The organism is Flavobacterium sp. HSC-61S13, assembly GCF_024171535.1.
In the GTDB taxonomy this organism is placed as follows: domain Bacteria; phylum Bacteroidota; class Bacteroidia; order Flavobacteriales; family Flavobacteriaceae; genus Flavobacterium.
The window spans coordinates 79915-94897 of the sequence record NZ_JALJZV010000003.1 but is presented as its reverse complement, the minus strand read 5'-3'; the positions used below and the strand labels follow the sequence as shown (position 1 = coordinate 94897).

General features: G+C 38.6%; 2 protein-coding genes. Both read left to right on the top strand.

The genetic code is table 11. The features are described 5' to 3' along the window. Nucleotides 1–64 precede the first annotated feature (64 nt). Nucleotides 65–6682 carry a choice-of-anchor J domain-containing protein gene (locus L1275_RS04190; RefSeq protein WP_253470133.1) on the top strand — a complete coding sequence of 2206 codons (6618 nt, stop codon included), beginning with the start codon at nucleotides 65–67 and terminating at the stop codon, nucleotides 6680–6682. 629 nt (nucleotides 6683–7311) lie between these two features. After that, complete coding sequence (locus tag L1275_RS04185) at nucleotides 7312–14751, top strand: choice-of-anchor J domain-containing protein (protein WP_253470131.1); 7440 nt, start codon at nucleotides 7312–7314, stop codon at nucleotides 14749–14751. Nucleotides 14752–14983 lie beyond the last annotated feature (232 nt).

Genomic DNA, 14983 nt, shown 5'->3' with positions numbered 1-14983 from the left:
AAATATTAGCAATATCTCTAAAAAGAATATATTTGATGCGGATTAACCAATTAATACATTAGTCATGAAGAAAAATATTTTATTTTTCACAACTTTATTGGCAACGCTATTTCTATTATGTGGAAGTGCTGTGTATGCGAATAAGAATGGAGAAAAAACGGATACGAGTTGGTTCACTTGGCTCGACAGATCATACGCCCCAGAATTGGTATTGCAACCCTATTTTAATCTCAAATCCGTACTTGTTTTAAAGGTACCCGTTTGTAATGTATTGGGATTGCCTTTTTGGGAAGGGTTTAATATGGATTCTGACAATCTCGCTTGTTGGACCATCATCGATGCCAATAAAGACGCGACCGCTCCAATGGCAACCAATATTTGGAGAGTCAATGTAGATGACTTCTTAGAGGGAGATCAGTCTATGTACATTAAAGGAAATTCAAAAAATGACGATTGGTTGATATCACCGACTATAAAAATGGATGCGACTAAAGCATATAAGTTGAAATATCATTACATGACTGATAGCTGGTATGAGAATGAGTTTGAAGTGCTGGCTTCTAATAAGGGAGTGGGAGTTGCTAATTTTACAAAAGAATTGGTTGCTAAGAAAACCTATTATAATGACGATTGGGTAGAGAAGATGGTTTATATAACCAATTTTGGAGGCGATGTTAATTTAGGATGGCATGTTACGGGTACTTATCTGAATTATGTATATCTAGATAATGTTTCTATAGAGGAACTCGCTTGTATGGAGCCTATGGATTTAGATGTAAAGGATATACAGATTGATAAGGCGACAATTTATTGGAAAGATGTGGTTAATTCGGCTTGGGAATACTATGTAGAAGAAGAAGATGGGGGCGGGCCTTCAGGGGCAGGTACGGCTGTTGCTAAATCGGAGGTTACGGTTTCTAAGGACAGTAACAACAAGAATTTTTTACCTAACACCGTTTATGATTACTATGTTCGCGCAAAGTGTGTCAGTGGTAAATTTGGTGAATGGATAGGGCCTTTTAGTTTTAGAACAGCTTGTAAGGTGATCAGTGCTCCTTTTACAGAAGGTTTTAATGTCAGTTCTAAAACGTTTACGTGTTGGTCGATCATTGACAATAATAAGGATCAGTACGAGAGTGGAGAAAACGGTTGGTTACAAAACGATAATTCGACACATGAGGGAGATATGGCTATGTCCTTCTATGGAGGAGATTCTTTTACTACGCATGACGATTGGTTAATCTCGCCGGCGATTAAAATGAATGGTGGCATTTACGCGGTTAGTTACTACTATAAAACAAATGCCTCTTATGACAACGAATTTGAGGTCTTACTTTCAAATAAGGGTACGCGACTCACTAATTTTACGGAAGTATTACAAACAAAAGCAACGCATAAAAACAATGCATTTAAAAAGAAAATCTTATATGTTAGTGGAGAAACGGGTGAAATAAATATCGCTTGGCACATCACTGCAAAAGGCAGGGTTGCTGTCAATATTGACTTGGTTACGATTGAAGAAGTATCGTGTATGGGCCCCGATAATGAGGTCGTAATTGATGCCTTACAAAAAGATTCGGCAGCTATTACCTGGACGGATACTAACAACAGCAAATGGGAATATTTTGTACAACCTGAGGGAGCAGGACCAGCTCCGGTAGGTAGTGGTTTGTTGGCAAATAGTAATAAAATTACGGTTACTAAGACGAGTAGTGGTGTAGGTGGTGTGAACTTGCAACCCAATACCGAATATGAGTTTTTTGTAAGAGCAAGTTGTGGCGCAGGTAAAAACAGTCTTTGGATTGGACCTGTCAAATTCAAAACACTTTGTGAATTTGGTATATTGCCTTATTGGGAAGGCTTTAATGCCAATTCAGCCACAGCCAGTTGTTGGACTGTGGTAGATAATAATATGGATGCCGATACCTATAGTAATATATGGAGAGTTAATGATTATAATTATTTCGAAGGTGACCAAGGGATGTATTTCTATGGTTATACCGAGGGGGCTATGAACGACGATTGGCTGATTTCGCCAAGGTTTAAATTTGATGTAAAAAAGTTTTATAGATTAAAATATCATTTTAAAACAGACGCGTTTAATAAAAATGATTTTCAAGTTGCTTTGTCTAACAAGGGAGCTGGCCTAGCCAATTTTACTCAGATTTTAGCAACAAAAAAAGGACATAGTAGTGATGTATGGGAAGAGGAAACCCTTATAATTGCATCTACTGCAGGCGACGTTAATATTGGTTGGCACGTAACTACTGACGGAGGTGAATCAACTAGTTTGTATGTCGATAATGTTTTTATTGAAGAAGTAAAAGACTGTCCTGAACCATTAAATTTGGGGACTAAAGATTTAAAGCAAACCACTGTGACCCTGTTGTGGGACGATGCTTATGGTAAAAATTGGGAATATGTAGTTCAAGATCAGGGAGGTACGGCACCTGTGGGGAATGGAACTACAAGTTCCAAAAAGGAAAATCTGGTTACTAAGGATCAGGCGGGTAAGAATTTAAACCCAAACACGGCTTATGAGTTTTATGCGCGTACGGTTTGTGGTGATGGAACTTTTAGTCTTTGGAGCGGACCATATAAATTCAGAACCCTGTGTAATATTATTCCAGTACCTTTTAAAGAAGGATTTAATTCTAATTCCACCAGCGTTTATTGTTGGACGATTATAGATGAAAATAAGGATGCTACTTCTCCAGCGGGAGAAAACATTTGGAGCATTACAGATTATGACCCATTTGAAGGCTCTCACGGCATTTATTATTATTCGTATAATAATGATGATCAGGAAAGTAACGATTGGTTGATTTCTCCGACATTTTCATTAAGTAAAGCGAAGATCTATAGATTGAAATATTATTTTAAAACGGAGATGTCTTCAGACAATAACGAATTTGAGGTTTTACTTTCTAATTCTGGAATTAACCCGACTGACTTTAAGAACGAATTAATTAAAAATCAATCCTATAAGTCGATTAATTATCAGTCAAAAACCGCCTTTATTACCGGTTTTGACGGAAATGTTAACTTAGCTTGGCATACTAAGGGCTTGGGTTCCATAGATATTTTTATCGATGATGTTGTTCTTGAGGAAGTGGCAACCTGTCCTGAACCCATAGATTTGGGTGTTAAAGATGTTACAAAAAACAAGGCAACGGTTACTTGGACCGATGATTTCAAGGCGACCAATTGGGAATATGTTTTGCAAGAAGCGGGCAAAGGAGTTCCAGCGGGAAGTGGAACTTTGGTTAGTAAAAAGGAAAATATCCTTACTAAAGAAAGTTCGGGGGTTAATTTAGTGCCTAATACGGATTATGAATTCTATGTTCGTACGGTTTGCGGCAATGGAACCTATAGTATTTGGTCAGGGCCATTTAACTTTTCTACCTTATGTGATATTTATAGTACGCCTTTTTGGGAAGGCTTTAATAGCAGTTCAAAAACCTTGAGATGTTGGACGATCATTGATGGAAATGACGATGGTGATCCAATATGGGGAGGAAATTTATGGGGACCTGGTGTCTTTACTAAATATGAAGGTAATCAAGCAATGAATATTGGGGTGTGGGATTGGCTTGGCGAAGTGATTTCTGATGATTGGTTGATATCGCCAGATTTAAAAATGGACAACGGGAGTTATATCTTGAAGTACCATTATTGGACATCGGATGATGGAGCGAAATTTGGAGTCTCCTTATCGAACGCAGGAGTGGATGTAGATCAATTTACAACACCGCTCGTTGCTGAGGCGGTATTTAATACCGGTAACTGGAAGGAAGAAGTAGTCTTTTTTAACAGTACTCAAGGTACTTCAAATATAGGTTGGCATTTAACTTCAGTCGGTTCAGCAGAGTTGTCAATCGATAATGTAGTGGTTAAAAAAATTGAAACTTGTCCTGAACCGTATTATGTAACTACGTCAAATCAGACCAGTAATAGTGTGGATGTAGAATGGCAACAACTGGGTGGAATAACTAGTTGGGAAGTTCTTGTAGTGGATTTTGGTGGTGATGAAACGGCTATACCGGTAAAATCACTTACGGTAAACGGAGCTCCAAAAGCAACCATAGCTGGCTTAAGTCCGGGTGAGCCTTATACCATTTACGTAAGGGCTAAATGTACCGGTGGAAAAACCAACAGTGACTGGTCTACTCCAGTTAATACTTCAACCAAAGTTGGGCTTAATGATGAATGTAATGGAGCCTTTAATGTTCCGGTTAATTCCGGGTTAGCGTGTTTAAAAAGTACTCCGGCTAGTGTACTCGCAGCGACAAAATCTTCCAATGTCACGCCATTTTGTAGCTCGGGTATTGTTTATGATGTTTGGTTTGAATTTACAGCAACGGCTATTGTTCATCTTTTGACGATCAAGGATTTACAAAGTATTTCTGGAAACATCAGTAGCCTTGGGATAGAAGGAGCTTTATACGATCAGCCTTGTGCTGCTATTACTAATACACCCTTAGCTTGCTTCGTTTTTATTCCAGAGGAAAATAGTGCCGTTATGAACAAACTTGTGCCGGGTAAAAAGTATTATTTGCGTTTAGGGGTCGAGGATATAAGTCAGACTGATTTTATCTTTAATGTGTGTATTACTACTGGAAATTTCACACCCTTAGAGGTGAGTCCGAGTGGAGATAAATACACTGTTGAAGAGCTGGTTGAAGACATTTTGGTGAAATCCAATTGCGACTTGGTGTCCAATGTAAGATATCAGAATGGTGATGGTGGAGCTAAAGCCATGACCTATAATACGGTGGGATATTTTAATAAAGCAGGATCTGATTTCCCATTTAAGGAAGGAATTGTATTGGGAACCAATGAAGTGGAATATATTCCAGGTCCGTATAAAGGGTATTACGTAGATCGCGGTGGTAATGAAGAGCGTTGGGTAGGAGATAAGGATATTAATGATGCCATTGATGATGCGGGTGGTGGTCCTTATCCCGACAAACGTGTAACACAGATTGAGTTTGATTTTATTCCGATTAAGGAAGAAATAAAATTTGATTACCTGTTTGCTTCAAATAGCTATGATGAAAGTTGCGGAGAAGTGTGTAATGTTGGAGCGATGTTTGCCGCTTGGTTAGTAGATAGTACTACGGGTGAAGGTCAAAACTTAGCGAAAATATCGGGAACTAAAATCCCTATTGCTATCAATACTATTCGCGATGTAGAGAAATCGAAAGCGCCTTGTACTAGTGTTAATCCAGAATGGTTTTGGAAGTACTTTAGAGATATAGACAGCCCGTTAGAGGCCTCTATCGACTTAGTAGGACTTACCAAGGCGATGAGTTCAGAAACAGTAACCGTTATTCCAGGGCGTAAATATCATATTAAATTAGCCGTAATGGATTTCTGTCCTAATGTTCAACATACCTCTGCTGTTTTCTTTAATGCAGGAAGTTTTGACTTGGGTAATTTGGATTTAGGTGCAGATATGCTTGTAGAAAATGGCAATGCGATATGTGGTGGAGAATCAAGGATTTTAAAATCTGGATTAGGTACAGAAGGAGTGGTGATAAAATGGTATAAAGACAACATAGTAATACCGGGGGCAATTAGCCCGGATTTAGAAGTTTTTGAAACCGGACAATATAAGGTCGTTGGTAAATATAGTGCTATTGACTGTGAGGTTGTAGGAAGTATAAAAGTGGAGATTTATCCAGATATATCAACAGTCGTTGCTGCTCCTAAGGTGCTTCCGATTTGTCGAAAAACTTTAAATACTTTGACAGTCGACCTAACTTCGGTAGAAGCGGATATGTTGATCAAGGTGGATCCTATTAATTATAAGATGTTTTATTACAAAACCAAGCAAGATGCTGTTGCCGGTGTCGGTGCTATAGCGGATCCAACTTCTTATGATGTAGAAACCAAAGGAACAGATGTCGTGTTGTATATTAAAGTTATTGACCAGCGTACGGGCTGTTCAGAAATCTTTGAATGGACCTTAAGAGCGACCAAAGGAATAATTCCAGCAGCTCGAGAGCAGGTGAAAATCTGTGCAACGTATACGCTGCCCGATTTAGAGGCAAATCAGTATTACTATTCTGAATCTGCAGCTAAGGGTATTGCTTATAAAGCAGGTGATATTTTAACTGAAGCATCAGAGCACACGATCTATGTTTTACAAGACAATGGCAACGGTTGTTATGAGGAAATTTCTTATAAAGTTATCATTACCGCTGCTGTAAAAGCCGACATCGTTGCCGATGTAGAATTGGAGTGTTCCTTGCATATACTAGCTCCGCTATCGGCTCATAACAAGTATTTTACTCAAGCTGGTGGACAGGGAATGGAGTTGGCTGTGGGTAGCTTGTTACCGCATACACAAACCGTCTACATTTATGCTTCGTCTAATGACGGTCTGTGTGTTGAGGAGAGTAGCTTTAAGGTCAGTTATAAGGATTGTCCGATTCCAAAGGGAATTTCTCCTAATGGCGATGGATTAAACGATCGCTTTGATCTAAAAGAACACGGGGTGAGCAGTATGGTGATATATAACCGTTATGGCGCAGAAGTTTATTCGTTCCAAGGTGCTTATACTGACCAATGGTATGGGCAGGAAAAAGGAGATAAACTATTGCCTGATGGTACGTATTACTACGTGGTTATAGCGCATGGCAAGACCAGAACCGGATGGGTTCAAATCAATAAATAATGCTAGAGAAGGTTGATGTTTATATCAATTAGGATATGAATTAAACCATTTTTTGGTGATATATAAGAAAAGGGGCTAACTCAAGTTATGAGATAGCCCCTTTTGCTATGTGTAATTTTAAAAGAAATAAGGGAGGCTTTCGATGGCTGCTTTTTAGGTTTTTATGACATGGATTGCTGTGGAAATAGCGTCAATAGGTCCCGAGAAATGGAATTATAGACCAGTTGCATCGATTTTTTTTTAAAATGATACCATCGAAAAGTTATTTCATAATTGCCTTTTTTATGCCTAATTGTTATTTTTTATTCACACTTTTAAGAAATAATAACCCAGCTAGTATAACTGTAAATGCTGGTTTTTTTTACTTATTTTAAAGAAAAAGACAGTTTAATTTCGGCTATAAATTGCCGGATAGCAGTATTAAAACAGTAGGTTTGGTTATTGATTAAACTTTGTAAAAACAATTATTTTATTGATTATTTGTTAAGTTTGCCAAATATTTATTGCATTTAATATTGATAAAAGTCCATTTTAATTGAATTTTATTCATGTAATAATTTACTAATTGTGATGTATTTGTTAAAGAAAGCGATACATTTGAAACCAATTAACCAAGTAAATTATTAGGGATGAAAAAAATTACTTTTCTTTTCTCGGTCTTTTTTGTTGTTATAATGCTTTTTGTAAACGATTCGGTTTATGCAAACAAAAAAGAAGTAGAAATTGTTAGGACCAATATTAATTGGCTTAACAAGTCTTATGCTCCAAAGTTATACTTGCAACCCTATTTTAATCTCACGGGATTAAATGCTGTGAAAGCAGCGGCATGTAGCGTACAAGTTTTACCATTTTGGGAGGGATTTAATAAAAATTCGGGGACTCTAAGTTGTTGGACGATTTTAGATGTTAATGCAGATGCGACAACCTCATCCAATATTTGGAAAGTCAGCACCACGAAGATGGAAGGGGATCAGTCGATGTATTTCTATGGAACAACGGGAAAAACCCATGATGATTGGTTGATAACACCAGATTTGAGCTTTGACGCTACCAAGGTTTATCGATTGAAATACAATTATCGAACAACTGTAGCCAATTACAACCACGAAATAGAAGTGTTATTGTCTACGACTGGAGTAAGTTCGGCGAATTTTACCAAATCGGTCATACCTAAAAAGATGTATGGAAATAGTGCAGAATGGCAACAAGAAGTCGCGTTTATTTCCGGAGTAAGTGGTCTTGTTAATATCGGTTTTCACGTGGTTTCCACAGGAGTAACTTATCTCTATATAGATAACTTATCTATAGAAGAGGTAGCGACTTGTCCAGAGCCTTTAAACTTAAATATTAAGTCGTTAAAAAAGGATCAGGTAAGTTTGCTTTGGGACGATAATTTTGCGGCCACAAATTGGGAATATTTTATACAAAAACCCACTGGAGTTGTTCCGACTACTGCTGGAATAGCGACCAGTTCTAAAACCGGCACGCTAGCAACCAAAGACGGTTTAGGCGCAAATTTAGTAGCTGGTACTACTTACGAATACTACGTCAGAACGGTTTGTAGTGCAGCGGCATACAGTGTGTGGTCTGGACCATTTTTATTTACGACACCTTGTGCCGAAACGAGTTTGCCCTTTTGGGAAGGATTTAACCTAGCTTCAACTACTTTTAATTGTTGGAATATAGTCGATGCTAATAAAGACTCTTCATCTCCTACAGGCAGTTATATTTGGCGCTTATACAGTACCCTTTCAGGCGTGTTTGAAGGAGATCGCTGTATGTATTTTACGGGAACATCTAAAAATGATGATTATTTGATTTCACCCATTTTTAAATTTGACGCAACCAAAACATATAAGCTGACGTATCATTATAAAACCAGTACGGCTGTTAATGAATTTGAAGTGCTTGCTTCTAATAACGGTACGGCAATCGACGATTTCACCACGGTTATTCTGGCAAAAAAAATCTACAGTAGTGCAACTTGGGCAGAAGAAACCATTTATGTAACCAATTTAGGAGGCGATGTTAGTTTTGCATGGCACGTGACAAATCCTACCTCAGCTACAGTGTATTTAGACAATGTTTTCATTGAAGAGGCCAGCTGTGTTGTGCCGCTAGATTTGGCAGTGAAAGACATCAAACCAACAGAAGTAACTTTGTTGTGGAATGATAAAGTTAATAAGGTTTGGGAGTACTATGTACAAAGTGCAGGAGGAGCTCTACCAGTCGGTTCGGGAACCTCAACTCAGACAACAGAGCTTGTGGTGACCAAAGACAATAGCAACAATAATTTAACAGCTCGAAAGGATTATGAGTTTTACATAAGAGCAAAATGCGTGGATGGCAAGTTTGGAGATTGGGTAGGTCCGTTTGTATTTACTACAGCCTGTAATCCCGTAAATCTACCGCTATCAGAAGGGTTTAATGTTAATTCTCCTAGCTTTAGTTGTTGGAAGGTTACAGATAATAACGACGATGTCTTATCGACAGGGAACAACAGTTGGAGGCAGTACGCGACCGGACCTTATGAAGGGGATCGTTCGATGTATTTTTACAGCAGTATAGCAGCTACAACACACGATGATTGGTTGATTTCGCCAACGGTTAAAATGACGGGAGGCATATATGCGATCACCTATTATTACAAAACCTCTGCTTCTAATAGCAATGATTTTGAAGTGGTGTTGTCTAAAGATGGGGTGAAACCAGTTGATTTTAAAATGATTATTGAGCCTAGCGAAAAACGCAATACCACGGCTTACGTCAAGAAAATACTATATGTCAAAGATATCATCGGAGACGTAAATATCGCATGGCATGTTAAGTCTTCGGGAATTACTACAGTCTATGTCGACTTAGCATCCATCGAAAAAATTGATTGTATAGCTCCAGATCAAAATGTGGTTTTGACTGCTTTAGATAAAGGAAAAGCGACATTCACTTGGACAGATACCAATAATGCGAATTGGGAGGTTTTTACGCAATTGCAAGGTACTGGAACCATGCCGGTAGGCAGTGGATCAGTAGCTCCAAAACCTACATTTGATGTGACAAAGACAAACGGTGCTGGTGCAACAAACTTATTACCGGATACTTGGTACGAGTTTTTCGTCAGATCGAGTTGTGGTGCTGGAAAAAACAGCCAATGGGTTGGTCCAATTGCTTTTAAAACACCTTGTGATTTTGCAAGCTTACCGTATTGGGAGGGCTTTAATAAAAATTCAACCAACTTGAGCTGTTGGACAATTGTAGATAATAATAAAGATGCAACTAGTTTGACGTCTTCCGGTATCTGGAAAACGATTTCAACCAATCAAGAAGGTGACCAGTCGATGTATTTTTATGCAACGAGCTCCCCACAACACGATGACTGGTTGATATCTCCAGGATTTAAGTTAGATGCCACGAAATACTATAGGTTAAAATACTATTATAGAACATCGACAACCTATAAAAATGATTTCGAAGTTGTCTTGTCCAATAAGGGCATCCTATTAACGGATTTTACGCAGGTTTTACAAACCAAAAAAGCGGTGAGTAGTAATGATTGGGTCGAAGAAACCATTATTATCGGTAAAGTTGGTGGCGATGTTAATATTGCATGGCATGTAAATACAGCGGGAACTGCTACATATCTGTATGTCGATGCGGTATCTCTGGAAGAGATAAAAGGCTGTCCAGAGCCAATGAACTTGGGTAGTAAAGATGTAAAGGAAACTACAGCCAACATTTTTTGGACGGAAAATTACGGGAGTAGTTGGGAATACTTCGTACAGGAAGCAGGTGCTCCATCGCCAGTAGGAAATGGAACAGTAACCACAAATAAAGAGGCGGCTCTTACCAAAGAGCAATCGGGTAAAAACTTACTTGCTAATACGGAATATGAGTTTTATGTGCGTTCTGTTTGTGGTAATGGAGAGTTTAGCGTGTGGTCTGGACCTTTTTTATTTAGAACGGCCTGCAGTGTTTACACTACGCCTTTCTGGGAAGGATTTAACAGCTCGGATAAGAGTGTGAATTGTTGGACAATTATTGATGAGAACAAGGATGCTACCACAGCTACGGGTAGTAATATTTGGAAAACAGTAACGACGAAATTCGAAGGAAGTCACTCGATGTATTTCTATGGAAGTAATGCTGACGTGACTAAAATACCGCATAATGATTGGTTGGTTTCTCCAAAAATTAAGTTTGAACCAACGAAGACTTACCGTCTAAAATATCATTATAGAACAACGACAACACTGACATATGATTATGAGTTTGAAGTGCTTTTGTCAACGGCTGGATTAGATACGAAAAACTTCACTACAGTGGTTGTGCCTAAAAGCAAATACGCTCCAAGTACGGTTTGGACAGAAGAATATGTTTTTATCACAGGAGTTAGTGGGGAGGTTAATATTGCTTGGCACGTAACCGCTTCCTCTCAATATACCTATCTTTATGTGGATAATGTATTTGTCGAAGAGGTCACTGGCTGTCCAGAACCGCTGAATATGGCAGTAAAAGATATAGCAACCCAAAAGGCAACCATCAATTGGACAGATAATTTTGGTGCTACAAAGTGGGAATACTATGTTCAAGAAGCGGGTAAAGGATTGCCAACAGGAGCCGGAACTGCAACTACCCAAAAAGAAAATGTACTTACTAAAATGCAATCGGGTAAAAATCTAGAGGCAAATACAGACTATGAATTTTACGTTCGTACAGTTTGTGGCAATGGAGCTTTCAGTATCTGGCGAGGGCCTGTTGCTTTTGCTACAATCTGTGAGATTTATCCAGCTCCATTCTGGGAGGGCTTTAACAAGGACTCAAAAACGACCAGATGTTGGACGGTCCTAGACAAAACCGGATTGATCATACCTATGGGGACGACTTGGAAAACCAATACAAGTTCTTATGAAGGCGATCAAGCCATGTATTATTACCTCTATGATGCGGATAAGGTTCCGAATGATGATTATTTGATTTCTCCTACTATTACTTTGGACGGTGGCGCTTATATTTTGAAATACCATTATAAGACCAGCACTACAGCAACCTATAACAATGAGTTCGAAGTATTGTTGTCAACCCAAGGAATTGAAACCAATAAGTTTACAACAACCCTTTTGGGTTTAAAAAATTACTATGAAGGTAATTATGTAGAAGAAGTTATTTTCTTAGATAATATAAAAGGGAATGTCAATATAGCTTGGCATGGAAAGTCAAAAAATACCACAGCGACCTATTTGTATTTGGACAATATAACTCTAAAGAAAATAGAAAGCTGTCCAGAACCGCACTATGTTCAAACTTCTAATCATACCAGCACAAGCATGGATGTAGTGTGGAAGCAAACCGGAGGAATTACTTCTTGGGAAGTGATAGTGGTTGGTGTTAGTGATGACCATACGGCAATTCCTGTTAAATCTATTAATGTGGTGGGAACCCCTGCAGTCACGATAAATGGATTGGATTCCGCGAAGGGATACAAAATCTATGTAAGAGCAAAATGTCTAGATGGCAAATCTTTTAGTGATTGGTCTACTGCATCAAATGGTGGGACGCTACTGGATAAAAATGATGAGTGTTCTGGAGCAGTAAATATCCCGGTTAACACGAGTTTGGAATGCGTAAAAATAGCATCAGGTTCGTTGTTTGGAGCTACTAAATCGGCTACAGCAACAGTACCTATTCAATTTCCAACACCGAGTTGTTCGGCTTCTATTGTAAACGACGCTTGGTTTGAATTTACTGCTGTGGCGGCCAGTCATTCGCTGAGTATAAAAGATTTGGTTAGCGTTTCAGGAAAAACAGCTTCTCCATTAATTTATTTCGCTTTATATGATCAACCTTGTGGATCTATTACTGCGGCAGCTTTACAGTGTTTTTCGCTGTCTAGAACCAGCAATAATAAATTGTTGACGAACTTAATACCGGGGCAGAAATATTATTTGCGACTAGGTGTTTCTGCAACGACGGCTAGTGATTTAGTCTTTAACTTGTGTCTGGTTACTTCAAAATACACTCCCTTAGAGGTGAGTCCTAGTGGGGATAAATATAATGTAGACGAATTGATTAAAGACGTTTTCGTAAAATCCAATTGTGATTTGGTATCTAATGTAACCTATCAAGTAGGTGATGGAGGACCTTTGACAAAAGCCATTAATACCGTGGGGTATTTTAGTAAAGCGGGTTCTAATTTTCCTTTTGAGGAAGGAATTGTTTTAGGAACTAGTGAAATTAAGTACGTAGCAGGGCCTCATATTGGAGCCAATAGCGCCAGAGGTAGTAATCCCCATCGTTGGGCAGGTGACAAGGATATTAACGATGCAATTAAAGATGCTGGTGGAGGTCCTCTACCGCAAAAAAGGGTTACTCAAATAGAGTTCGATTTTATTCCAATTAAAGATGCTATCAAGTTTGAATACTTGTTTGCTTCTAATAGTTATATTAATGGATGTACGTATGATTGCAATACAGGAGCCTTATTTGCGGCTTGGTTGATCGATTCTACTACGGGAGAAGGTCAGAATTTGGCTAAAATTAAAGGAACCCAAACACCGATATCCCTAAACACCATTAGAGATGCGACCAAATCGGGGATAGATTGTGGTAGTGTCAATCCAGAGTATTACTGGAAACACTTTGATAACAATCAGGATCATCCAATTGATGCGCCCATTGATTTTGTCGGTTTAACCAAGGCTATGGAATCTGAAACCGTGGTAGTTGTTCCAGGGCGTAAGTATCATATTAAGTTGGCAGTTATGGATTTTTGTACCAATAATGCTCATACTTCAGCAGTATTCTTTAATGCAGGGAGTTTTGATTTGGGCGATTTGGACTTGGGAGCAGATATGCTTGTGGAAGAAGGTAACGCACTTTGTAATGGAGAATGTGTAACCATTAAATCCGGTTTAGGTACTGAAGAGACTACAATTACTTGGTATAAAGATGATGTGGTGATAGCGGGAGCAAACAAACCAGATTTGCAGGTTTGCGAAAGCGGGGAATATAAGGTTGTAGGGAAATATAATGCGATTAACTGTGAAGTTAAGGGAGTCAAACGCATTGAGATTTATCCTGCGATATCCAAGGTTATTGCAACTCCAGATGTTTTGTCTATTTGTCGTACTGCTTTAGCAGCCTTGACTTTAGATCTTACAGAAGTGGAAACGGCGATGCTTGCAAAGGTAGATCCATTGAATTATAAGTTTGTCTATTTCACATCTAAAGAAGATGCTGTGGCAAAATTGAATTCGATTCCGAATCCAAAAGAGTATCAGTTGGAGACCAAAGGGGTAAACAGCATGCTGTATATTTATGTGGAAGATGTAAGAACGGGTTGTTCCGAAATATTCGAATGGACGTTAAAAGCTACAGCGGGAATTATTCCAACAGCTCGTGAAGATGTTCGAATCTGCGGTAGTTACACGTTTCCTGCTCTGGAATCGGGGCAGCATTATTACACGGCTACAAAGGCAACAGGCGTGGAGTATAAAGGAGCTGATGTTTTGAATGTTCCTGGGACTTATACCTTTTTTGTCTTCCAAGATAACGGAGGTGGTTGTTATGAAGAGATATCCTTTAAGCTCGACATTACAGCGCCAGTCAAAGCAGCTGTTTTTGGTGATGTAGAATTAGAATGCCATTTGCATGCATTAGCTGCTTTACCTGCAAATAATAAATACTTTAGTCAAGCGGGTGGACAAGGAATGGAGTTGGCTGTAGGTAGTTTAGTTCCTCTGGCACAAACGATCTACGTATACGCTTCCTCCGACGATGGACTTTGTCTTGACGAGAGTAGCTTTAAGGTGAGTTATATTGACTGTCCAATTCCAAAAGGAGTTTCTCCAAATGGCGATGGATTAAACGATCGCTTTGACCTAAAAGAACACGGGGTGACCAGTATGGTGATTTACAACCGATATGGTGCGGAAGTTTACTCGTTCCAAGGTGCTTATACAGACCAATGGTATGGGCAAGAAAAAGGAGATAAACTGTTGCCCGACGGTACGTATTACTATGTGGTTATAGCACATGGAAAAACCAGAACAGGATGGGTTCAGATCAATAAATAATCAAACAAAAAAAAACCGGAAGTGAAAACTTCCGGTTTTTTTTGTTTTTAAGAGTTTTATAACGATTTAATTTTTTTAAATGTGGTTTAACGGTTATCTCAAAAAGTAGCGATACACCCTGTATGTGGTAGGCTTTCGGTGTTTTAATGTTTCGTAAAAGACTTATAGAGTGTAAAATTTTTAATAATTTTTAACTTAATTATGAGTTAAAATTATATATTTACTAATAACT